The organism is Candidatus Proelusimicrobium volucris, from assembly GCF_959605025.1.
Lineage (GTDB): Bacteria > Elusimicrobiota > Elusimicrobia > Elusimicrobiales > Elusimicrobiaceae > Proelusimicrobium > Proelusimicrobium volucris.
On record NZ_CAUHCY010000003.1, the window covers coordinates 33,906 to 57,488 of the forward strand.

Sequence of the window (23,583 nt, forward strand, 5' to 3'; positions counted from 1 at the left end):
TCTGTTTTCCTTTAAAGGGGGAAATTGAATTTTATGACGGATATATCAAAAAAAACAGCCGCCGTTTTAGCCCTCTTGGCGTTAAGCGCTAATTTTTGTTTTGCCCAGAGGAGCCTTAAAGATATGAACCGCGGTACTTTCCCCAAGCAGAAACAGCCTGATTTGGAGGAAGAACTCCAAAAGAACAGGCGCCCCGTAAATATAATAAACGCGCCAGGCGTAAGACAAACGACCATAAACGGCAATACCATTTATATATATGACAGACCGACGTCTTCCAATATCCCCGTATACAATCAAGTTACGGTAAGCGGAGGGGGCTATAATCCTTCTTTCGCCGATCAGGCAAACCCTCAGTTTAAGAATTGGGCGATAAGCGCGATGGGTTTGGATAATACTCCGTATACCGGGGCGGGTATAGTTGCCGCGGTATTGGATTCAGGTGTAGTCCAGCACGAGCAATTTTGCGAAGGAGCGGTAGATATTTTAAACATATCCGGCGTTGATTACGACTATGACGCCTATGGCCACGGTACGGCGATAGCTGGGATACTGGGCGGCTGCGGGCCGGAAGGGAGCGGATTTTCCGGCGTGGCGCCGCGCGTAAAGATGAAGGTCTATAAGATAACGGACAATCAAGGCAATACTAATAATATAAATATAGGTAAGGCCGTACAGCGTATACTGGACTATAACAGAACGCATCAGAGCAACCCGATAAGCGTTATAAACATAAGCTACGGTTTGGATAGCGACGATGAAGTTGTTTATAAGGCTTTAAAGGCGGCGTATGATTCCGGTATCGTGATAGTAGCGCCATCTGGCAACGACCACGCCAAAAAATTGGCCTATCCCGCGGCTTACGATTTTGTGATAGCGGTGGGCGGGCTCAGACCGACGAGGCAGATATTTGAACGATCCAATTACGGCGCAGGCGTGGCATTTGTGGCGCCTGCCTCTGCTATATATGCGCCGGCCTTGGGCAACAGTTACGGTTGGGTGCAGGGCACGTCTTTTGCCGCGCCGTATATAAGCGGAATGGCTGTTTTGATAATGGAAGCGTATAAAAAGAAATACGGTTCTTTGCCTTCGCCCGCCAAAGTGCGCGAGATAATGGGCAAGATAAGCGAACCGCAGCCCAATTTGCTGCCGCAATGGCAGGGGTTGGGATTGCCTAACGCTTCAAAGATAGATAAGGTAATATAATCATATGAAGTACAGCGAATACGAAATACCTTCCGATTTAGTATTTAAGACTAAAGACATAATCGATATGGGCGGGCTGAAATGTTCCGCTTTGTTAAATCCTTCTGACTTTGCGGACTGCGAGGAATTTGCGGGGAAAATCAAACGGATAGAAACGAAGCTTAGTTTTTCCGTATTGTCTAAAGACATTATGGTAAACGGCGAAGTCTGCGGGAAAAGCGAGGTGGAATGTTCCCGCTGTCTGAAGGAATTTGAGAAGAGTTTTAACGAGAAGTTTAGTCAATTATATTCCACTAAATCGGAAATAATTGATATAATGTATTTAATCAGGCAAACGCTGGCACTGCTTGGCGGGATACAGAATTTGTGTTCGAAGGAGTGCAAGGGTTTGTGTCCGTATTGCGGGTGCGACAGGAACGAGGTCCAGTGCGACTGCAAGGAGCCGAGTTTTTCGCAGTTTGCCTGTTTAAAGGAAAAAATTTCAAAAAAGTAAAAGGCGTAAAAAGCGCCGATTTAAGTGAGGAAGAAGAAATGCCAAATCCAAAGAGAAAGCACACCAGATCCAGAAGAGATTTGAGGAGATCAGCCAATTCGAAATTGGAAGCGATAAACGTAATACCGTGCACCAATTGCGGAGAGATGAGACTGCCCCACAATATCTGCCCGAAATGCGGATTTTATGACGGCAAACCGGTGGTAGAAGTAAAAGCTAAGAAAGAAAAAGCCGAAGCGGCAAAATAAAAGAATATGCGTATAGCACTTGATGCTTTAGGCGGAGATTTCGGCGCGAAACCAAATGTCCTTGGCGCTTTAAAAGCCGTTGAGGATTTTGGTTTCGACGTGATATTAGTCGGCGACAGCAATTTAATCAAGCGGGAGCTTGACGCCGCGGGCGAATATGACGAGAGTAAAATATCGATAATACACGCGCCGGAATTTATAGATATGGCGGCCTCGCCCGCACGGGAGTGCCGCAGCAAGAAGAATGCCAGTATAGTGGTATGCGCCGATTTAGTCAAGACGGGCAAAGCCGACGCCATGATCTCGGCCGGAAATTCCGGCGCGACTATGGTGGCCGGCTTGTTTGGTTTAGGGCGTATAAAAGGTATAGACAGGCCTGCGATAGCTTCTCCGATGCCTACGCAGAGGGGTGTTTCGTTGGTGGTCGATGCGGGCGCAAACGCGGATTGCAAAGCGATAAATTTGCTTCAATTTGCGGTAATGGGCAGCATATACAGCAATATAGCATACGGCGTCGCCAGCCCGCTGGTTGGGCTTCTTTCGATAGGTGAAGAAGAAGGTAAAGGAAACCTGTTGGTGAAAGAAGTAACCAAGCACATAAAGAATTTGGGTATAAACTATTACGGCAACATAGAAGGCCGGGACGTCCATACGGGAATGATAGACGTAGTTGTATGCGACGGATTTGTCGGCAATATAGTATTAAAGCTGTCGGAAGGATTGTCCAAATCTCTTTTCGAGATGATAAAGAAAGAGATAAAGAAACGGCCTTTGACGATGTTGGGCGCCTTGATGGCGAAACCGGCTTTTAGGGCGATAAAGAACGAAACCAACCCCGACACTTACGGCGGAGCGCCTTTGCTTGGCGTCAACGGGCCGGTGATAATATGCCACGGCAAATCAAATGAAGTGGCGATATACAATTCGATAAGGGTGGCGGGCCGCCTAGTTCACTCCAACGCGGTAAAAGTGATAAGCGAGGCGGTAAAATCGCTGGGCCCCGTGTTTGATAAGATAAAGGAAGAAGAATAATGTTATTGGATGGAAAGACAGCCGTAATAACGGGTGCGAGCAGGGGCATAGGCTTAGGCATTGCCGAGGCTTTTTTGGCGCAAGGCGCTAAAGTTGCGATATGCGGCACCAGCGAGGGCGGGGTAAGCAAGGCCAAAGAACATCTCCAGGGGAAGTATCCTAACGGCGAGATATTGGCGCTTGCGGCGGATGTATCAAAGAGCGGCGATTGCGATAATTTTATAGCAGAGGTTATCAAACATTTTGGTAGAATAGACATATTGGTAAATAATGCCGGCATAACGCGCGACACTTTGCTTATGAGAATGAGCGAGAGCGATTGGGACGCGGTGCTTTCTGTAAATTTGAAGGGCGCATTTTTAATGAGCAAAGCTGCTGTTAAGCAGATGATAAAGCAGCGCAGCGGCAGTATAATAAATATGTCGTCGGTAGTTGGGCAAAGCGGCAATGCGGCGCAGGCCAATTACAGCGCGTCGAAGGCGGGCCTGATAGGCTTGACGAAATCTCTGGCGAAGGAATTGGCATCTAGAAATATAAGGGTAAACGCGATAGCGCCGGGCTTTGTCAAGACGGAAATGACTGAAGTATTAAAAGAGGAACTGCGGGACGCCATATTGCAGAGTATACCTCTAAAGAGATTTGCAGAAGTAAAAGATATCGCCGATGCGGCGGTATTTCTAGCCTCAGAAAATGCAGGCTACATAACCGGACAAGTATTGGCGGTTAACGGCGGATTATACATATAATAAAAGTTTTCTGTTTAAAACGGAGGAAAAAATGGACGCAAAGAACATAGAAGAAAGAGTAAAAAATATCATTGTAGAGCAGCTTAGGGTTGAGCCGGATCAGGTAAAACCGGAAGCTCAGTTCGTCAATGACTTGGGTGCGGATTCTTTGGATACGGTAGAACTTATCATGGCGCTTGAAGAGGAGTTTGACATTGAAATTCCCGACGAGCAGGCCGAGAAGATAAAGACCGTAGGCGAAGCCTTGGAACACATCAAAGCCAAAGCCGCGAAATAAGTGTTTGTCGATTTAGAGAAAGTATTAGGATATACTTTCACGGACAAGAATATTTTAAGGGAAGCGCTCACTCACAAGTCGTACGCGGCCGAATATAGGCACAATAAAGATAACGAACGGCTTGAATTCTTGGGCGACAGCGTACTAGGCTTGGTAGTAGCGGCCTATTTATACAAATTGCTGGACGCAAAAGAAGAGGGAGTGCTTTCCAAGATAAAGGCCAATTTGGTTTCCAGGCGTAACTTATACTTTTGGGGTTTAGAGCTTAAGCTGGGCGAATATATGTTTTTGGGCCAAGGCGAAATCGCCAGCGGAGGCAGGGAACGGCAGAGTATATTATCAAACGCGATGGAAGCGGTTGTAGGGGCCGTTTATCTCGACGGGGGATTTGAAGCCGCTAAGGGATTGATACTAAAGTGGCTTAAGACCCAAAAGATAGAAGCCGACGGCGGAGATTATAAGAGTATTTTGCAGGAGTATCTGCAAAAGCGAGGCAAAGGCGCGCCCGAATACGAGGTTGTGTCGACCGTCGGGCCGGAACACGATAAAACTTTTACCGTTATGGTAACTTTACTGGGCCGGGAACTGGGCAGAGGCAAAGGCCATAACAAGAAAGCGGCGCAGCAGGCGGCGGCGAAAGAGGCTTTGGCATATTATAATGCTTTGGGTAAAAAGCAACAGTAAGGCCGAGCGACAAAAGGGGAAAAAAATGAAGAAGCCTGATTTTAAATTAGTACTTAGCGGATTACTCATCTTACCGTTATTACTGCTTACCATATATACCTTTAGGTCGGGGGCTTCCGACAAGAAAGGAAAAATAAAAATTTCGAGTTTAAAATTATCCTCTCCGCAGGATCTCCCTGACGAAATAGCGTCCTATTTGGAAGAGGGGGATTATGAGACGGCTCTTATCAGGATAGAGGAGGATTTAAGAGATCCGGACATACCGACTTCAAAGGGCGTTCCTTTGATAGTTATGGCTACGGAAAAGGACAATTACGAGATAGCCGCCTTGATAGCAAGTTTAGGCGCCGATGTTAATATGCGTGATGAGCGCACGAATGAGACAGCGATAATCAAAGCGGCGCGTAACAATAATGCCAATATGATAAGGATGCTTCTTTCTGCCGGTGCCGATATAAACGCGCAAAGCCGCAGAGGTGTAAGCGCTTTGAGCGAAAGCATAAATAACAAGAATAAGGATATAATGGAATTTCTTACGGCTAACGGTGCAAGGACTGGCGCTACTTTCGATAATTTAATGCGTTATGCCTACGAAAAAAACAATGTCGGCGTAAGCGCGATGCTGAGAATAGGCGTAGATCCAAAACAAAAGGACGCCAACGGCAATACTGCTTTAATGGTAGCCACTTCGCGGGGAGATATGCAAAGTTTTAAAGATTTGGTGGCTTACGGTTCGGATATCAATGCCCAAAATAAGCAGGGAATGACACCTCTTTTGTACGCTTTAAGGGCGAATAACCGAGATATGGTTAAAGAAATAGTAAGCATAGAAAATACCGATGTAAACATTTGCAATGTATTGGGGCAATGTCCTTTATATTGGGCTGCGTATATGGGGGACGATATCGTAGTAAACGCGCTTTTGACATTGGGTGCGGACTACAATAAGAAAACGACAAACAATCAAACGGCATTAGATATAGCGCGTTTGAACAACAGAACGGAAGTAGTGAAGGTAATAGAAGATTTTATCAAGTATAAGAATATGCCTCGCGACAAATCCGGCAAAGTGATAATAGACAAAAACGCGATAACTCAGGACCTTAGAAAGAAAATGGACGAAGATATGGCCAAGAAGCAGGCTGGAGCTGCGGCGCAAGCCGCCAAGGCGGGTATGCCGAGCGGAAATACGAAATCCGTTGCCAATCCTCAGACGAGCCAACAATCTACCGCCATTTCAGCCGCGGCCGGCGCTTTACCGCAAGGTTTTGATATGGACAGCATTACAAAAATGATGCAGCAGCAGGGCGTAAATCCGGCGGCGGTTCAAGCGATGCAGCAGGCTCAGAATGCTTCTGCGGGAGTATCGGAGCAGGCTTCACAAAGCGGGGATAGTTCCACCCGGTCAAAATTTAAGCCAAAGAGGATAAACCAAAAAAGGGTTATTAAAACAAAAATAAATAAACTGGAAACCCATTCACTATAAAAGATAGTATAAACTGCGAAAGATAGGATAAAACATTTAGTCAAAATCGGGCCTGCTTTTGGAAAAGACAAGGCCCGATTTTTTTTGTTTATAATCTTAAGCATTGAACTGAAATTTTTTGGAATCAAATGGACTTAAAATATTTTAGATTTTACGAGACAAATCAGCCTAAATGGCAGCGGATAAAATAAACGGGAAATAAGACGTAAAATAATGTTGAAAAAAGGGGGTATTTCTTGTATACTAATAGTAGGGTTCTTGTATTCGTATGTCTTTTTTACGGCTGATCTACGTCGTGCAAGGCCCTTTATGCTTTTGTTTATTTTTAATTAAAAGAGAGTTTTATGAATAAATATTCAAAGGAATTATATAACTTCTTAAGCAGTATCTGGAAGTCCTTTGCGGTCGGGCTGTGTAGTCAGACCGATAAAGAGAAATCCGTATGGGCTGCAACGCCCGTACGCGCTTTTGGGCGCGGATTCACGTTGGTTGAACTGCTTGTAGTGGTGCTTGTTATCGGCATATTGGCAGCGATAGCATTGCCCGTCTACAACCGTTCCGTCCAAAAGAGCAGGATGAGCGATGCTCTTAACGTGCTGGACATAGCGGCGTCTAAGCAGCAGGCAAACTATGTAGCGGGAGAGGGATATGCGTCTAGCTTCAATGATTTGGATCTACCCGTACAAGGCTTGACCGGCAATATAGAGAGCAGTATGCAAGGTGTAAAAGCGGGTAACTTTACGTATACATTGCAGAACACCTGCGTAGTGGCGTCTCGTCCTGAAGATGATGTAACTATATACAGGAACTTCAATACGGATGAAACCGGCTGCAGCGGCGAGGGGTGTAAGCTGCTGGACGGAATAGTTTCGAATGTGCCAATAGGGTGTAGCGAGTATGCCTCGGAAGAGGAAGAGGCTTCCGCGATAACACCGCCTTCTGTGATAAGCTGTTCTTTCGACAAATGTTTGAGCGATGCCGGGACTTGTATAAGCACAAACAGTACTTGTATACAAGGCCGCATAATAACGCAGTCCTGCGGTAATGGCGGCGTCCAAATGAAGAAATGTTTGGAAGGCTGCCCGAACTATTGGAGCGAATGGAGCGATTGTATAAACCAGACTTGTAGGGAGTCAGAGCGTCCCGCTTCCGTAGACAGAGCAGGGTGCGGATATTGTGCAAACGGCACTACCTACAAAGGGGTAAGAACCAGAAGCGTAACGTGTAATACCTCCACGGGCCAATGGACAACGGGTTCGTGGTCTTCTTGCGTAGATGAGAATACTTGCGCGGAAGCGGACTGCAGCGAAACAAATTCGTGCGAATGTTCCCAGGCGTCCAAGCCGAGCGTAACGGTAGGCTGCGGTACAAAATGCAGCAACGGCCAATATATGGGCATTCAAACCAGGACGGTGACTTGTAACCAGTCTACTGGCGAGTGGTATGTTTCTTCCACGGGCGAATGTGCCAGCAACTATTCCTGCTGTCCGGGTGAAACCTCAACGGTTGGTTGCTTGTGGGGTGTTACGAAAACATGTCAGGCCAACGGACAATGGGGCGAATGTAATTATAAACTCTGTACCGGCAAAGAGCCTGAATCACAGAGAGAATGCGCCGATGCGGATAATATAAGAACTTGCGGTATGCAAGTGCGCAGTGTAGATTGCGATTTATCAAAAGGGGAGTATGTAACCGGCGAGTGGACCGGTACTTGTACGGCTCCTAAATATAATAAAGTTCCCGAGACGGTCCAATTCTGCGGAACTTGCGGCAGCCAAACGAGAACCTGTCAGAAGACTTGTGACGGGCTTGGTCAATGCGAGAATTGGCTTGCGTGTACGGAAGTTCCAGTACCGCCTACAAGCCAGCCTAATTCTCAATACTGTTCTTATCACGGAACGAAGAACAGCCCTGAGGTCTGCGATGGAAAACCGACTCCTTCTTACAGTGTAGATTTTGAGAACACCGGTACTTGTGACTGTTATACCTATTTCTATGGTCCTACTTGCGGGACGGAGTGTTCTTTGCCGGGTATGTATTGGAATACCGGCAACTGCGAAACGTGTACTAATAAGACGGTCGGCAAGTATTGGACCGGCAACGGTATCACGTCCGCGATATGCCCCGACGCCACCTGTACCAATAAACCTATAGGTTACTACTGGACGGGCCACGGCGGTACCGGGTCGACTTGCTCCGTATTGAAATGTACCAATGCGGTGATAGGTCAATACTATACGAGTTTCAGCAAAACCGCGAAAACGACAGGTTGGATAGAAGGAACTTCCCCGACCGGTTGTTCTGTCGCGGCATGTACCAATAAACCTTACGGTTATTATTGGACCAGCGGCGGTGGCGTAACCGCTACCAGCTGTGCCAATAGCGCGTGTACAAACAAACCCGTAGGCAAATACTGGAGCGGCCACGGCGGCACTTCGGCTACGTGTCCTACGGCGGATTGTACCAATGCCGATATTGGCGAATACTATACTTCTTTCAGCCAAAGCGCTAAAGATTCATCTTCGGCAAAAGGGACCTCACCGGTAGGTTGTTCTGTCGGTACGTGTACCAATACGGTGCCTGGTAAATATTGGACGACCAGCGGTGGTACTTCCTCAACAGGTTGTGCAAATGCCGATTGTACCAATACGGTAGCCACGGGTAAATACTACAGCGGCCACGGCGGTACTTCCGCCACGGGCTGTGCGGTATCGGATTGTACCAATAAACCTACGGGTTATTACTGGACGGGCAAAGGCAACCCCGGCGATGCGGATTCCTGCCCTACGGCGCAATGTACCAATACGACAGCCGGTCAATATTGGACTGGTTTTGGTAATACTTCATCGACTTGTCCGTCTGCTTCCTGCACGAACAAGACGGTCGGCAAATACTGGAACGGCCATGGCGGTACGGTATCGACCGGATGTAGCGAGGCCAACTGTACCAATACGGTAGCCGCGGGTAAATACTACAGCGGCCACGGCGGTAATTCGGCTACGGGCTGTGCTATATCGTCTTGTACCAATAAACCTACGGGTTATTACTGGACGGGCAAAGGTAACCCCGGCGATGCGGATTCCTGCCCTACGGCAAAATGTACAAATACGACGGCGGGCAAATATTGGACGAGCCACGGCGGCACTTCCGCTACGGGCTGTACGAACGCCGATTGTACCAATACGGTAGCTACGGGTAAATACTACAGCGGCCACGGCGGCACTTCCGCTACGGGCTGTGCGGTATCGTCTTGTACCAATAAACCTACGGGTTACTACTGGACGGGTAAAGGCAATCCCGGTGACGCGGATTCCTGCCCTACGGCGAAATGTACTAATACTACGGTCGGACAGTATTGGACTGGCTTTGGTAATACTTCATCGACTTGTCCGTCTGCTTCCTGCACGAACAGAACGATCGGCAAATATTGGACGGGCCACGGCGGCACTTCCGCCAAGGGCTGTGCGGAAAAAGCTTGTACCAATACTACGGCGGGCAAATACTGGACGAGCCACGGCGGCACTTCGGCTAGGGGCTGTACAAACGCCGATTGTACCAATACGGTAGCTACGGGTAAATATTACAGCGGCCACGGTGGCACTTCCGCCAATGGTTGTGCGGTATCGTCTTGTACCAATAAACCTACGGGTTACTACTGGACGGGTAAAGGCAATCCCGGCGATGCGGATTCCTGCCCTACGGCGAAATGTACCAATACGACAGCCGGTCAATACTGGACTGGTTTTGGTAATACATCGTCCAGCTGTCCGTCTGCTTCCTGCACGAATAAGACGGTCGGCAAATATTGGACGGGCCACGGCGGCACTTCTGCCACGGGCTGTGCGGAAGCGGCTTGTACGAGGAAACCTTCCAAGTCTTATTTCAGCGGTCACGGCGGTGCTTCAAACAGCTGTGCGTATACGTGTATCAAAGGTTATACGCGTTCAGGTGATTCTTGTGTATCCGATACGTCAGTAGCGGCTACCTGCCCGAGCGGTTATTCCGGTTCCGCTACCAAGAGAACGGTTATAACCAGCAGCCTCAGCGGCGATACGACGAAAATCACTTACGATTACAGCAAGTGCTATCGCAACGATTCCACGGCGGAAACAAGTTCTGTTTCCTGCCCGAGCGGATATCCCAGCGGCAGTGCTACGAAGAGCCTCTATTACAGATATTACTGCACCGATACGGCCCAGACGAAGGCTGGCACCTGTTCTGCCGAGAGAAAAGACGTAGCCTGGAAGACGAACTATAATTACTCCAACTGCTACAAGGATACGGGCGGAACGGCTTGCTCGACTTACAGCAGCACATTTAATAAAGGTACGACCACCAAGAGAGAATGGTCGAACACGAAAGGCAATGGCGTAAGACTTACGCAGTGGCCTTCGGTAGCAACGCAATGCTACTATGACACCACTAAGAATTGTTCCGAATACAGCAGCACCTATGACTTGGGTACCGCTAACAGGAGATACTATGCGGGCGGAACGAATTCTTGGACGAATGCGACTTCAAGCTGTTACTACTTATCCTATCCGACGACGAGCGGCCAGGCGTGCCCGAGCGGATACAGCGGCAGCTCGATCAGAAAGGATACGGTAAAAGTATTTGCCAGCGGATCTAAGACTACTACGAGCAGCTCCTATAATTTGACGGGCTGTTATAAGAATGTACTTGGTACAGCGGCGGCGTGTTCGCAGACTGCCAGCTATAAGTCAGGTACTGCCAGCGGCAACTTGGCTGGTACGAAGTATACGTGTACCAATACGGCTGCCTCGTCGACTTCCAGCTGCAGTACGACCACGAGCACAATCGCTTCAAGTGCGAACTATCGGAATTGTTATTATGATACTTCGTCTACGACAAGCGGATATGGGTGCCCGAGCGGATATAGCGGCAGTTCGAAAAAGACGGTTACGACGAGACATTATGCCAATACGTCTGGAACGGCGGATAGAACAACCTCCACTGTGTCCACGAGGTATAACTTGACGGGTTGTTATAAAAATGTAGCCGGTACGGCGGCGGCGTGTTCGCAGACTGCCAGCTATAAGTCAGGCACTGCCAGCGGTAATTTGACTGGTACTAAGTATACGTGTACCAATACGGCTGCCACATCGACCTCTAGCTGCAGCGCGAGCACGAGTTCAATAGCGTCTACGGCGAATTATCAGAAGTGCTACTATGATACTTCGTCAACGGCAAGCAATCAGGCATGCCCGAGCGGTTATACCAGCGGTGGCAGTGTGGCGACAAAGACGACTACGACGAGGCATTATGCCAACACCGCAGGTACGGCGGACAGGACAACGTCAACTGTATCTACGACGTATAACTATAACAGCTGCTATGCGTACACTACTGGATCTTCCTGCCCGAGCGGATACAGCGGCAGTTCCAAGAAGTATACGTATTATAGCGGCTCGGTATACTATGACTTAAGAGGTTGTTACAAGAATGTAACCGGCGCGGCTGCATCTTGCTCCAATACGAGCCGTTACAAGTCCGGTACTGCCAGCGGTAATTTAGCCGGTAAGAAATACACTTGTACCGATAGTTGGACATCAAACTATAGAAGTTGTTCTACCTCTACGAGCACGATAGCGTCTACGGCGAATTATCAGAATTGTTACTATGATACCTCGTCGACGGCAAGCAATCAGGCATGCCCGAGCGGTTATACCAGCGGTGGCAGTGTGGCGACAAAGACGACTACGACGAGGCATTATGCCAACACCGCAGGTACGGCGGACAGGACAACGTCAACTGTATCTACGACGTATAACTATAACAGCTGCTATGCGTACACTACTGGATCTTCCTGCCCGAGCGGATACAGCGGCAGTTCCAAGAAGTATACGTATTATAGCGGCTCGGTATACTATGACTTAAGAGGTTGTTACAAGAATGTAACCGGCGCGGCTGCATCTTGCTCCAATACGAGCCGTTACAAGTCCGGTACTGCCAGCGGTAATTTAGCCGGTAAGAAATACACTTGTACCGATAGTTGGACATCAAACTATAGAAGTTGTTCTACCTCTACGAGCACGATAGCGTCTACGGCGAATTATCAGAAGTGCTACTATGATTCTTCGTCGACAAGCGGCAGTCAGGCATGCCCGAGCGGTTATACCAGCGGCGGCAGTGTGGCGACAAAGACGACTACGACGAGACATTATGCCAACACCGCAGGTACGGCGGATAGGACAACGTCAACTGTATCAACTAAGTATAACTACTCAAGCTGTTACAAAACGGCAACGGCTAGCAGCCAAGCGTGCCCGAGCGGTTATACCAGCGGCGGCAGTGTAGGCGTAAAGAGTTATAGAGTATATTGCGGTAATACGGCGACGTCAACTTACGGCAGCTGTGGAACCACTACGGATAAGAATATTACTTATAATTATTCCAGCTGCTATAAGACTGCCTCGGCTAGTAGCCAAGCGTGCCCGAGCGGTTATACCAGCGGCGGAAGCGTAGGCGTAAAGAATTACAGACTCTATTGCAGCAATACGGCTACGTCAACTTATGGCAGTTGCGGAAATACGACTACAAAGAATGTTACTTATAATTATTACAATTGCTATAAGACGGCTTCGGCAAGTGGTCAAGCATGTCCGAGCGGTTATACCAGCGGCGGAAGCGTAGGTAAAAAGACGTACAAAGTTTATTGTGGCAATACGGCGACTTCAACTTACGGCAGCTGCGGAACGACAAGAACGAGTAATGTAACTTATAATTACTCCAGCTGCTATAAGACTGCCTCGGCTAGTAGCCAAGCGTGCCCGAGCGGTTATACGGCAGGCGGCAACTTGGCCGTGAAGAATTATAGGCTCTATTGCGGCAATACGGCGACGTCAACTTACGGCAGCTGTGGAAGTACGACGCAAAAGAATGTGACATATGATTACTCCAGCTGTTTTGATAAAGGGACCTGCAATACTAAGGTCGGTTCCGGCTATTGCGGTACGGCTACAAAGAAATATGGCGCTAGTTCTTACAGCGGTTGTTCTGCTTGTTTATGTTCGATAGGAACGGTTGTTTATGACACCAATACACAGGGAACCGCTTGTACGGCACCTAAATATAAGGCAAAACGCTTCTGTTGGGACGGTTCTTGGACAAGTTGGAGTTCTTGTTCCAGTTCTCCCAGTGCTCCGATTTGCCCCAAATTGGCCATAGTAGGAACATTATAAAATTCAAAAATGGGCGGGATTTAATCCCGCCCATTTTTTTATGTTTGAAAAGATAATAAGACAAAAACTATTTATTTCTCTGTTAAAAATATTCCTCTCACATAATTAAAAATATTGCCTTTAGGTATTTCTCTTAGGTTTGATTGGAATCTCATTTCCTTTAATTTATTAAAATCTTATTCAATATTATTAAGAATTACTTTAGCCATAACATAATGTAATATCCCTAAACTTGTTTATATTTGGCGTAGATTGTTAGTTGCCTGAATAATCTAAAATCCCTGTAAATAAGGATAGATGCGTTTCTTCACTCCAGCCCAATAAAAAATATATATATTTCTTTAAATCCTTCAAAATAAGGCAATATAGAGAAAAGAAGAAGGGGAAAAGGATTATGGAAGAAAGATATTAAAGCAGTCAAATCAAATTAAGTTGACAATCTTATTGCAATAGAAACCCATCAAAATCGCGGGGCGGCGGTGTATAGTTGGGAATTTATTTTTGAGGCAATGAGTAAAAGAAATCCGATAATTTATTTCTGACGTATGTCTTTTAATTCCGTACCGGTGTAATAGTGTTTGAGTATTTGCTCGTAATCTTGCCCTGCTTCGGCCCGTCCGCCGCTGCCAGTTTGGCAGAGCCCGACGCCGTGTCCCCAGCCTCCGCCATAAAAGATAAAGGATTTTACTTTGCCCTTTTCATAATTGGGCTGCACCATAAAATAGGTGCTTCTTAATAATCCTAAAGCCAAATATTTCTTTATTTCGTGTTCTTTGGTAAGGGTAAGAGTGCCTTTGGTACCGATAATTTTTACTCCGTTGACATAGCCGGAACGCCCCCTGTTTAAAGGTACAATAGCTTTTATAGAACCAATTTTCTTTTTTCGGTTGATTATGATTCTAAGGCGTGATTCGTCTATATATCTTGTCCAGCGGAAGGCCGCAGGGCTTACATTGTTGAAATATCGGCTGTATGCTTGATGCGGCTGCTGCAATAGCTCCTTAAAGTGATAGGGCTGCAGGTTATCTTCATTGAAGTCTTTATAGTCCGATACCGGCTGGAGATAATCGTGCGGGAACCAGCCCGCCTCCTTGCTGCTTTGAGTATATCCTCCGCAATTTGAAGAAAATACCGCTTCTATGGGTTTGCCTTTGTACGTAATTACTTTGCCCATAGTCGCTTCTACCGCGGCGTTTGTGCGCTCTCTTTCCGCTTTTACGCCGCCGTATACTTGGCAGTTCTGAGTATCGCATACGTCATAGCCCCAGCGTTTGTGCTTGCCTAAGGCTTTTATCGCGTAAGTTCTGGCTATTACGGCTTGGACTTTTAGGGCTTCTATGGGGAAGGTGCTGGGCATTTCCGAGGCTATTACCCCAAATACGTATTCTTCTATATTGACATGGTTAATTATTATAAAGCCGTTTATCGATTTATTATATACAAACTCTATATAGCCGCGGTATTCCTTTGTTTCCCGCCCGGCCCATGTGGTGCCGTGCCCTACAAGCATATTCTTGAGTATGGTGGTATGGCCGGCTTCGTTGGTGGAATCCTGCATGATTTTTATTCTGTCGCCTTGAAAAGCAGTCTTTTGTCCACTTGGCGATATTAAATAGGCCTTGCCGTTTATTATCTCTACCGTCCAAAATTTATTGTTAGTGCCTCTTTTTATCACTTTTCCGTTTTTATTTTCGGCCCGGAATCTGTGCGAAGTGGAAAATTGCACCCGCTTTACTGGTGCGGGTGCGCCATTTATCTTAGCGCCCAATCCTACCCGTATTTCTGGAATGTTCCCGTGGAATGAAGCTGGTTTTTTTACTATCGTGTGTGCTTTTGGCGTTTCGGGAATGCTTAAAATATTGATATGTTCTTTTGGGGCGAAATCCTTAAGTTTCTCCAGAGATTCTTTTACTTTATCGTCGGAAGAGTCCGCCGCCTGTACACTTGAATAATTGCTGTAAGCCTCTTTATAACGTTTAAGCTTTACCATCATATCGCCGTAGCGTTCTTTGGCTTCTATAAATTGCGAATCGTATTTTATTACTTTTTTGTAATGATCCGCCGCTTTGCGGTATTGCTTCTTTTGGGAATATAATTCGCCCAACATAAAATTCGCCAAGGCCGTATGCTGATCGCCTGCGGCGGCTTGTTTTAAATTGATTTCGGCCAAATCATATTGCCCCATACCCATCTGCGCACGCGCCAAACTGATGTAATAAAATGCCGTTTTATTATTATTTTCATTAAGGCGCGCAAATACATTTTCCGCGTTAAGATAATAGCCCGCGGCCAAATAGGCTTCGCCGGCGAACTCTAAAACTTCGCTGTCGAGCGGGAATTTTTTCAGCGCTATGCTTACGGTGTCTACGGCCAATCTGGTTTCGCCCAGTTCCAAGGCTATATATACGGCGTTAAGGAAAGAATCCCTATCCCCGGTTTCTTTGGATATTTTTATGAACTTTTCCAGGGCTTCTTCCTGCTTGAAGTTAAAATACAAATCCGCCGCTTCTTTTATGTCTTGCTGATTGGCTTTGAGCGGTATCGTCAGAAACAAAATTAACAGTAGTGTAATAAATCTTTGCATTTATTATAATTATACTATTATGAGAGAGATACCTAAATGGCTAAAAGATATGGTGGCTAAAAATAAAGCCGCTTATCATACTTCAGCCGCTAGAATAATAGAGAAAAGTTTAAACTTGAATTTACTGCCAACCGTCTGCCAAGAAGCGCGTTGCCCGAACAGGGGGGAATGTTTCTGCCATGGCGAGGCTACCATAATGATACTGGGCAGTTTATGCACTCGTGCATGTAAATATTGCGCTGTAAGCAAAGCAAAGCCGCTGCCGCCTTCGAAAGAAGAGCCTTTGCGTGCGGCGGAACTTGTAAAAATGCAGAAAATTAAATATTTGGTTCTCACTATGCCTACCCGCGACGATTTGCCCGATGGCGGGGCGCAGCATATAGCCTCCGTAGTCGGAGAAATAAAAAAACAAAATCCACTTTGCCTGGTGGAGCCGCTTATCTCGGATTTGGGGGGGAAGTTTGAGTTCCTGCCCGTGATAATAGAAAGCGGTTTGGACGTTTTGGGGCATAATATTGAAACAGTTCCATCTCTATTTAAAGAGGTTCGGCCGGGGGCTTCTTACGAAAGGTCTTTGGCTTTGCTTAAAAAAGCGAAAGAGATTAAACCCTCCTTGATAACGAAAAGCGGCCTTATGGTCGGCCTCGGCGAAAGCGACGAAGAACTGAAAAGAGTTTTTAAAGACTTGCGCGGCGTCGGTGTAGATTTGTTGACTTTGGGGCAGTATCTTGCCCCAAGCGCGGAGCATTATCCCGTACAAACCTATCCGGAGCAATCTTGGTACGACGCTATGAAAGATTATTGCCTTTCAATAGGATTCAAGGGTGTTATGGCTGGCCCGTTGGTAAGGAGTTCTTTCAGAGCGGCATCTTTGTATGAGGAATGTAGATAAAACGATATCGATAAAATAAAAACCCGTCTGTTTAAGACGGGTTTTTTTGTTTTTTCTTAAATTCTTCAAGAAGTTTATTCCACGATATATATGCTGTCGGTATTTTGTTTGCCCAAGGTGGAACATATCTTCTTGTCGTTTTTGGCGTCTGTGCCTATGGTGCATAGAATGTGGTCTTCGGTATAATTGCCGGATATTGTATATGTGTAGGATGAACCCGAAGTATGCGTCGCGGATACGGAGGACTCTCCTAAAGCATAAGAGAAGTTATCCGTAGTTGCCGCCGCGCCGCTTACGTTTACGTTTCTGCCGGAAATATCAAAGTCCAAATCTGTAAACGAAGTAGCATAAGAACCATTATTTTCATAATACTGTTGCTGTGCGGCTACCGTATTGGATATTATCCTTATCGCTTCCAGCGCTTTTCCCTTTTCCACGGAGGTTAAATACGACGGATACGCCATCGCCGCTAAACCCGCTATCAATAGAACTACGACCATCACTTCCAAAAGCGACATTCCTTTTTTGTTCAATTTTTTCATATTACCCTCTCTTTTGCAATTTGCTTATATCGGCTACGGTTCCAGTCAATATCCCGTTTATCCTGCCAAGCATATTTATTCTGTTATGTCTGATTTTTTCATCTTCCGCGTTTACCATAACTTTATCAAAGAAGCTGTTTAAAGGCAACTCGAACGCGGCCAAAGCCTTTAATATGGCGCAATAGCCTTCAGTGGTATCCAAGCCCAATTTGGGGGCTATTTGCGCTTCTATTTCAGTTAAGGCCTTAAATAGATTTTTTTCCTCCTCGCATTCAAAAATGGATGCGTCTATTTCGCCCGTTTGCGCCAACTGCCCTTTCTTTAGGATATTTCCAACTCTTTTGGCCGATTGTCCGACGCTTGCCAGACTTTCACTGTTGCGGTATTGCTTTAACGCTTCCGCGGCCGCCAAAAGGCTTGTGGGCGATTTGTCCGTATTGCGCAATGCCGCTATTTCGTCTTGTGTGGAGCCTTGCGCCTCAAGTATATTGGCCAAACGCTGCCATAGGAAATCTTCCAACTCCGCCGCGTGTTCGTTGGCGCGGGGGAGAAGTTCGTCGGCCATAGCCACTATTTCCTTAATGGAAATATCAAAATTATTTTCCGCTATTATCCTTACCGCACCCATGGCTTGTCTTCTTAAGGCGTAAGGATCCTCGCTTCCGCTCGGTATTTGTCCCATGGCGAAATTAGCCGCCAAAGAATCCATCTTACCCGCCAAAGATACCACGGAGCCTTCTATCGTAAAGGGCAAGGCAGAGGAAGCCGTCAGCGGATAGTAGAACTCTCCCATCGCTTTGGCAGAGTGCTTGTTCTTACCCGTTTTTTCGGCGTATACGCCGCCCATATATCCTTGCAGTTCGCTAAATTCGTAAACGACGCCGCCGGTCAAATCGGCATAGGCGTAATGGGCCGCTTCCTTTATGGCGGCTTTCTCTTCCTGCTTGAGGTTTAACTTATCGGCTATTTTGCAGGCCAGTTTTTCCACCCGTTCGCTCTTTTCGAGCATATTGCCCATACCGTCTATAAAGTTGACGCCGGCAAGTTTATTGCGCATGGCGTCAAGCCCGGTTTTGAGGTCATTCTCGTAAAAGAATACTGCATCGGTAAATCTGGCAGTCATTACGTTCTTAAAACCAGTTCTGACCTCGTTCTGATTGTCGCTTACTCCGTCGCGCACCGCGATAAAATGCGGTTGCAGTTCACCGTCCTCGTTTACCACGGGGAACATTCTTAACTGCGTCTTTAATACGGTGGTAATCAATTCGCGCGGCAAGGTTAAAAAGCGTATATCCATATCGCCGCTTAAAGCTACGGGGTGTTCCGTAAAAGAAAGCGTTTCGGTAATTAAAGACTCGTCCAAATCCGCCTTATAGCCCAAAGCCGCCGCGCAGGCCTCGACGGTTTTTATCAAAGCGTGTCTGCGTTCTTCTATATCGGCCAATATCGGCTGGGGCTGATTTTTCAAAGTTTCCGTATAGTCTTGCGGGGTGTTTATGCGAATGGGTTTTCTGCCGAAAGATATTAAAGGATAGGTGTTTCTTCCGGATTTGACGCCCGCCAGCTCGAACTTTACCACTTTATCGCCGTATAAAGCCAAGAGGCTCCTTATCGGTCTTGCGAAATGAAATCCGCTCTCCTCCCAAACCATATTCTTGGGGAAGTTTAGGCTCTTTATTATTTCCGTGAATACCGCAGGCAAAAGTTTTTGGGTTTTCTCGCCTTTTATTTTCACCTTTGCGAAAATGAAAGGCCCCTTATCCGTCTCTACTGTTACGAGTTGGGAGGGCTTTAAGCCGTTCTTGGCCGCGAATCCCGCCGCTTGGGGGGTATAATTGCCGCTTTCGTCTTTAAGCAACTTCGCGGGCGGCCCTTTGACTTCTTTTTGTATATCTTCGGCAACGGAAGCCAAATCGGTAATTTCCAATACAAGTTTACGATAGGTTCCGAAAGTCCTCAAGGATACATATTTGAGGCGATGTTCCCGTAAAATGGCCGCGGCATTGTTCTTTAACTGTTCCAAAGTCGGCAACAGAAAGCGCGCCGGCAGATGTTCCGTTCCTATTTCTAAAAGTGCATTGTTCATAAATTTTCTTCCTTCCCTTCTGCGGCTTTTATGTATTGCGCCGCGCAGAGTTTGGCCAAACCTCTGATTTTGGCGATAATGTTAGTCCTGTCCGAAACAGAAATCGCTCCGCGCGCTTCCAAAGTATTAAAATAATGCGATACCTTCATCGCGCAGTCATATGCGGGCAGGTATAATCCCTTTTTGCAGAGTTTTTTACATTCTTCTTCGTTTTCCAAGACATAACGCCTTAAATTTTCTACGTCCGCTTCCTCAAAATTGTAGTGGGAGAACTGCCTTTCGCTCTCTTTTACCAATTCGCCGTAGGTGGTGTCGTCGTTCCACATAATGTCGAATATGGTATTCTTTTTCTGGCAGTACATTGCGATACGCTCAAGACCATAGGTTATTTCCGCTGTGATGGGTTTTAAAGTGTAGCCCGCCATAATTTGGAAATAGGTAAATTGAGTAATTTCCATACCGTCAAGCCATATCTCCCAGCCGACGCCGCTGGCACCCAAAGTGGGGGACTGCCAATCGTCCTCTATCCAGCGTACGTCGTGCAGTTTTGGGTCAAGGCCGAGGACTTTAAGGGAATTTAAATATAATTCCTGTACATTTTCCGGCGCGGGTTTTAAAATTACCTGAAATTGATAATATTTGCCCAGCCTGTTCGGATTTTCGCCGTATCTGCCGTCGGCCGGCCTTCTGCACGGTTCCACGTAACAAGCTTTAGTCGGCTTGCTCGTAAGCGAGCCGAAAAAGGTCGCGGGGTTAAAAGTGCCGGCGCCCTTTTCAACATCATAAGGTTGTACGACTATACAGCCTTGCTTCTTCCAATAGGTCTGAAGTTCATGTATTATATCTTGGAAATTCATATATACAATTATAGTAAATTTGCCTTTCTCCTGCTTGTTTGCCGCTAAAACCCTAAAAGCTCTTTTAAAGCCCGGTGCTTTTTAAAAATAACTATTGCTATATCGCTGTTTTTTTAGGATTGACAAACTATTTTTTAACCAAGTTTTAGCTTTTTTAATAGATAAAAATTTTCGTAGAACAAAAAATATCGTCGATATATTAAAAATTTGTTGCTTTTGCCTTTTTATGCTATAATAAATTATGTTAGCTTTAGCTAACTTTTAAATCAGATTATAAACTGTTTGGAGGTTTCAATGAAAGTAAAGACGTTTTTTGTAGCGCTATGCTGTTTAGCTGCGGCGGGTGCGGCTTATTGCGCGGATATGGCGGCATTATATAAAAAGGCTTCAGCCTCTTTGAAGGGCGAAGAAAATTTTTTTGGCAGTGAGTTAGCCTCAGCTAACTTTATGGATAAACTTAATAATCTATATTATGCTTCCGATTATGTTAATTCTTCGGAATATTCAGAATTGGCATCTTTGAGAGCTGAGGAACTGAACGGAAGAATAATCAAGGAATTAAAGTCGGTGGATTTTGAAGAAGCTATTAAAACTGTTAAAGCCGATACGGAAGTAGCGCCTTTGCCCAAGACGATAGGGGGCGGCAAATTGGCCGGCATAAAAGTAAGGCGCTGGTTTGAGACTTCACGCAAAGCCGAATCCGAAATTAAAGCCAAACGAGCAATATTAAATGGACTAAAGAAAGATTTTTACGGATACGAGAAACGTTTTTCCTCTTTAAATAAAGATTTAAAGATTAAATTTTATATATCCCTTAGGCGTATGATTAAGCACATAAATGACGGCGGCTATTCTTCCGCGAAGAAGGTTGGCGATTATATAAACAGATATATTATAAGGTAGATAAAAATTTCTCCTTGTAAGTTCCTCAGTTGAGGCGGAGAGTAAGCCCTCCGCCTCTTTTTTATTTTAACTATATACCACTCTTGCAAATAAATTGTTGGCTAGACATTTCAGTGGGGATATATTCTTGGGGCCTTATGGCAGTAATTGCCAGAATGGGGGAAACTCTTTGTTTTTGTTTATGCTAAAGGATAATAAAAAAGCCCGCTCTTTTGGAGCGGGCTTTAAAGCATTTGTTTAGGTTATTTAAGCAAGGCCTTTCTTGAAAGTCTTACTTTGCCGTTATTGTCGATTTCTACTACTTTTACTTCGACAATATCGCCTAAAGCGAGCACATCTTCCACTTTGTTGATTCTCTTCTTGTCAATTTCGGAAATGTGCAGCAATCCGTCTTTACCGGGCAAGAGCTCGACGAAAGCGCCGAAGGGCTGTATCGATACTACTTTGCCTTTATAGATCTGATTGACTTCCACGTCTTTTGTCAAGAGTTCTATTTCAGCCTTAGCCTGCTGCAATTTGGCGTCATTGGCGGCGGCTATCATTACTTTGCCGTCGTCGTCGATGTCGATTTTGGTGTCGGTAGCTTCGGTGATTCTCTTGATGTTCTTGCCGCCCGGGCCGATTAAAGCGCCGATTTTATCCTGCGGTATCGTCATCGTATAGATTACCGGCGCGTTCTTGGATATATTCGGTCTGGGTTCTTTAAGCGTAGATTCCATATGGTCCATAATGAAAAGCCTGCCGCGAGTCGCCTGCGCGATAGCCTTTCTCAATATGTCCAAGGATATGCCGCTGGCCAATTTGAGGTCCATCTGGAAAGCGGTGATACCTTTTCTGGAACCGGTAAGTTTAAAGTCCATATCGCCGAGGTGGTCTTCAAGGCCCATAATATCGGAAAGGACGGCGTATTTGTCGCCTTGCGTGATCAAACCCATCGCTATGCCCGAGCAGGTGCCTTTCATCGGGACGCCCGCATCGAACAACGCCAAGGAGCCGCCGCATACGCTCGCCATGGAGGAGGATCCGTTTGATTCCATAATATCGGATACCACCCTTATCGTGTAAGGGAATTCTTCCTCGCTGGGTAAAAGCGGCATTAAAGCCCTTCTGGCAAGTTCGCCGTGGCCGATTTCTCTGCGGCCGGGCGATCTGTCGGGTTTGCATTCGCCCGTGGCAAACCCAGGGAAGTTATAGTGAAGCATAAACTTCTCGTCATAGGTTTCTTCCAGGCCTTCTATCATTTGGGCATCATCGGCAGTACCTAAAGTGGCTACCGCCAAGGATTGCGTCTGTCCTCTGGTAAACAAAGCAGAGCCGTGCGCGCAGGGAAGCAAGCCCACCATGGAGCTTAAAGGCCTGATTTCTTCGGTCTTTCTGCCGTCTACGCGGACGCCTTCGTTAAGCACCATCGCTCTGGATTCCTCGTAAGCGAGCATTTCCATAGCGAAGTCGGCATAAGCCTGCCCCTGTTCCGGATAGGCTTCCAAAAGTTCGTTTTTAAAGGCTTCTTTGAGCTGGGCGATTTTCGTATCTCTGGTCTGCTTGTCGTAGAAACCGTGCAAGATGTTCTTTACTTCGGCTCTGTATTTATTGTTGGCCGTATCAAGAACGTCCTGCGGTAAGGTTTCGGCCGCGAACTCAAACTTGGGTTTGCCCACTTTTTCTCTCAAATCAAGCTGCGCTTGGCAGAGTTTCTTGATTTCGGGCTGGGCGATTTCTATCGCCTTTACAAGCGCTTCTTCTTCAACTTCGTGCGCGCCGCCTTCTACCATCATAATGCCGTCTAAAGTGCCGGCTATTACAAGGTCCATATCGGCGGTTTTGCGCTCTTCTATCGTCGGGTTGATTACGTATTGCCCGTTAATCCTGTCTACCCTGACGCCCGCTACCGGGGTTGTGAACGGTATGGAAGATATTACCGTCGCCGCGCTGGAAGCGGCTATGCTGAGTACGTCGCTGTCGTTTATCCCGTCGGCCGAAATTACCATCGCCGTTATGTTTACCTCGCAGGCGAAGCCTTCGGGGAAAAGCGGCCTCATGGAGCGGTCTATCAAGCGGGAGGACAAAGTCTCTTTCTTGCTCGGCCTTGATTCCCTCTTGAAGAACCCGCCCGGTATTTTGCCGGCCGCGTAAGTTCTTTCTTTATAGTTTACCGTAAGCGGTACGAAATCCTGAAGACCGGGTTTCTGATTCTTGTCGGAAACCGCGGCGGCGAGCACCATCGTGTCGCCAAGCCTCGCCACTACGGAGCCGTCGGATTGTTTCGCGATAAGACCGGTTTCGAACGTAATGGTCTTGCCGCCTATTTCAACGCTCAGGCTGGTTTTTGTTGTATTGGTCATCTA

Annotated in this window: 16 protein-coding genes; 11 read left to right on the forward strand and 5 right to left on the reverse strand. The window is 46.6% G+C overall.

Going from position 1 to position 23,583, the window contains the following annotated elements:
- The first annotated feature begins 33 nt into the window (after positions 1–33).
- From ACQY3M_RS03685 to ACQY3M_RS03725, 9 genes are all read left to right on the forward strand, one after another.
- Positions 34–1,206: a S8 family peptidase gene (locus ACQY3M_RS03685; RefSeq protein WP_428066117.1), complete on the forward strand. Its 1,173-nt coding sequence runs from the start codon at positions 34–36 to the stop codon at positions 1,204–1,206.
- A 4-nt stretch (positions 1,207–1,210) separates the two neighbouring features.
- Complete coding sequence (locus ACQY3M_RS03690) at positions 1,211–1,699, forward strand: YceD family protein (RefSeq protein ID WP_428066118.1); 489 nt, start codon at positions 1,211–1,213, stop codon at positions 1,697–1,699.
- Between the two features lie 38 nt (positions 1,700–1,737).
- Positions 1,738–1,947 (forward strand): 50S ribosomal protein L32, encoded by a 210-nt coding sequence (gene rpmF / locus ACQY3M_RS03695; RefSeq protein ID WP_428066119.1) that lies wholly within the window; start codon positions 1,738–1,740, stop codon positions 1,945–1,947.
- A 6-nt stretch (positions 1,948–1,953) separates the two neighbouring features.
- Entirely contained in the window at positions 1,954–2,979 is a 1,026-nt protein-coding gene (gene plsX, locus ACQY3M_RS03700; RefSeq protein ID WP_428066120.1) for a phosphate acyltransferase PlsX, read from the forward strand.
- Positions 2,979–3,725, forward strand: a complete 747-nt coding sequence (gene fabG, locus ACQY3M_RS03705; RefSeq protein WP_428066121.1) for a 3-oxoacyl-[acyl-carrier-protein] reductase — start codon at positions 2,979–2,981, stop codon at positions 3,723–3,725. The genes plsX and fabG overlap by 1 nt, the downstream gene beginning before the upstream one ends.
- Positions 3,726–3,756: 31 nt before the next feature.
- The gene (gene acpP / locus ACQY3M_RS03710; protein WP_428047650.1) at positions 3,757–4,002 is read left to right on the forward strand and encodes an acyl carrier protein; all 246 of its coding nucleotides are present in this window, start codon (positions 3,757–3,759) and stop codon (positions 4,000–4,002) included.
- Positions 4,003–4,686, forward strand: a complete 684-nt coding sequence (gene rnc / locus ACQY3M_RS03715) for a ribonuclease III (RefSeq protein WP_428066122.1) — start codon at positions 4,003–4,005, stop codon at positions 4,684–4,686.
- 25 nt (positions 4,687–4,711) lie between these two features.
- On the forward strand, positions 4,712–6,172 hold the full coding sequence (locus ACQY3M_RS03720; protein WP_428066123.1) for an ankyrin repeat domain-containing protein: 1,461 nt from the start codon (positions 4,712–4,714) through the stop codon (positions 6,170–6,172).
- A gap of 344 nt (positions 6,173–6,516) precedes the next feature.
- Positions 6,517–13,374, forward strand: a complete 6,858-nt coding sequence (locus tag ACQY3M_RS03725) for a prepilin-type N-terminal cleavage/methylation domain-containing protein (protein WP_428066124.1) — start codon at positions 6,517–6,519, stop codon at positions 13,372–13,374.
- A gap of 532 nt (positions 13,375–13,906) precedes the next feature.
- Here the strand turns inward: ACQY3M_RS03725 and ACQY3M_RS03730 are convergent.
- Positions 13,907–15,958 carry a SpoIID/LytB domain-containing protein gene (locus ACQY3M_RS03730; RefSeq protein ID WP_428066125.1) on the reverse strand — a complete coding sequence of 684 codons (2,052 nt, stop codon included), beginning with the start codon at positions 15,956–15,958 and terminating at the stop codon, positions 13,907–13,909.
- A 19-nt stretch (positions 15,959–15,977) separates the two neighbouring features.
- On the opposite strand from ACQY3M_RS03730, the gene lipA reads away from it, so the two are divergent.
- Positions 15,978–16,850 (forward strand): lipoyl synthase, encoded by an 873-nt coding sequence (gene lipA, locus ACQY3M_RS03735; protein WP_428066126.1) that lies wholly within the window; start codon positions 15,978–15,980, stop codon positions 16,848–16,850.
- 74 nt (positions 16,851–16,924) lie between these two features.
- Here lipA and ACQY3M_RS03740 read toward each other — a convergent pair whose 3' ends face one another.
- The 3 genes from ACQY3M_RS03740 to ACQY3M_RS03750 are packed head-to-tail and all read right to left on the reverse strand — an operon-like array spanning position 16,925 to position 20,335.
- Positions 16,925–17,392: a type IV pilin protein gene (locus ACQY3M_RS03740; RefSeq protein WP_428066127.1), complete on the reverse strand. Its 468-nt coding sequence runs from the start codon at positions 17,390–17,392 to the stop codon at positions 16,925–16,927.
- A 1-nt stretch (position 17,393) separates the two neighbouring features.
- A complete protein-coding gene (gene glyS, locus ACQY3M_RS03745; protein WP_428066128.1) occupies positions 17,394–19,478 on the reverse strand; it encodes a glycine--tRNA ligase subunit beta in 2,085 nt (694 codons plus the stop codon).
- A complete protein-coding gene (locus ACQY3M_RS03750) occupies positions 19,475–20,335 on the reverse strand; it encodes a glycine--tRNA ligase subunit alpha (protein ID WP_428066129.1) in 861 nt (286 codons plus the stop codon). The genes glyS and ACQY3M_RS03750 overlap by 4 nt, the downstream gene beginning before the upstream one ends.
- 294 nt (positions 20,336–20,629) lie before the next feature.
- Here ACQY3M_RS03750 and ACQY3M_RS03755 point away from each other — a divergent pair, with 294 nt between their 5' ends.
- The gene (locus ACQY3M_RS03755) at positions 20,630–21,238 is read left to right on the forward strand and encodes a hypothetical protein (protein WP_428066130.1); all 609 of its coding nucleotides are present in this window, start codon (positions 20,630–20,632) and stop codon (positions 21,236–21,238) included.
- A 242-nt stretch (positions 21,239–21,480) separates the two neighbouring features.
- On the opposite strand, the gene pnp is transcribed toward ACQY3M_RS03755, so the two are convergent.
- A complete protein-coding gene (gene pnp, locus ACQY3M_RS03760) occupies positions 21,481–23,580 on the reverse strand; it encodes a polyribonucleotide nucleotidyltransferase (RefSeq protein ID WP_428066131.1) in 2,100 nt (699 codons plus the stop codon).
- Positions 23,581–23,583 lie beyond the last annotated feature (3 nt).

Coding starts and splice junctions, on each gene's coding strand:
- ACQY3M_RS03740 (WP_428066127.1), bottom strand. CDS start 17,392: ATGAAAAAATTGAACAAAAAAGGAATGTCGCTTTTGGAAGTGATGGTC.
- glyS (WP_428066128.1), bottom strand. CDS start 19,478: ATGAACAATGCACTTTTAGAAATAGGAACGGAACATCTGCCGGCGCGC.
- ACQY3M_RS03720 (WP_428066123.1), top strand. CDS start 4,712: ATGAAGAAGCCTGATTTTAAATTAGTACTTAGCGGATTACTCATCTTA.
- pnp (WP_428066131.1), bottom strand. CDS start 23,580: ATGACCAATACAACAAAAACCAGCCTGAGCGTTGAAATAGGCGGCAAG.
- rpmF (WP_428066119.1), top strand. CDS start 1,738: ATGCCAAATCCAAAGAGAAAGCACACCAGATCCAGAAGAGATTTGAGG.
- ACQY3M_RS03730 (WP_428066125.1), bottom strand. CDS start 15,958: ATGCAAAGATTTATTACACTACTGTTAATTTTGTTTCTGACGATACCG.
- acpP (WP_428047650.1), top strand. CDS start 3,757: ATGGACGCAAAGAACATAGAAGAAAGAGTAAAAAATATCATTGTAGAG.
- lipA (WP_428066126.1), top strand. CDS start 15,978: ATGAGAGAGATACCTAAATGGCTAAAAGATATGGTGGCTAAAAATAAA.
- ACQY3M_RS03750 (WP_428066129.1), bottom strand. CDS start 20,335: ATGAATTTCCAAGATATAATACATGAACTTCAGACCTATTGGAAGAAG.
- plsX (WP_428066120.1), top strand. CDS start 1,954: ATGCGTATAGCACTTGATGCTTTAGGCGGAGATTTCGGCGCGAAACCA.
- ACQY3M_RS03685 (WP_428066117.1), top strand. CDS start 34: ATGACGGATATATCAAAAAAAACAGCCGCCGTTTTAGCCCTCTTGGCG.
- ACQY3M_RS03690 (WP_428066118.1), top strand. CDS start 1,211: ATGAAGTACAGCGAATACGAAATACCTTCCGATTTAGTATTTAAGACT.
- fabG (WP_428066121.1), top strand. CDS start 2,979: ATGTTATTGGATGGAAAGACAGCCGTAATAACGGGTGCGAGCAGGGGC.
- ACQY3M_RS03725 (WP_428066124.1), top strand. CDS start 6,517: ATGAATAAATATTCAAAGGAATTATATAACTTCTTAAGCAGTATCTGG.
- ACQY3M_RS03755 (WP_428066130.1), top strand. CDS start 20,630: ATGAAAGTAAAGACGTTTTTTGTAGCGCTATGCTGTTTAGCTGCGGCG.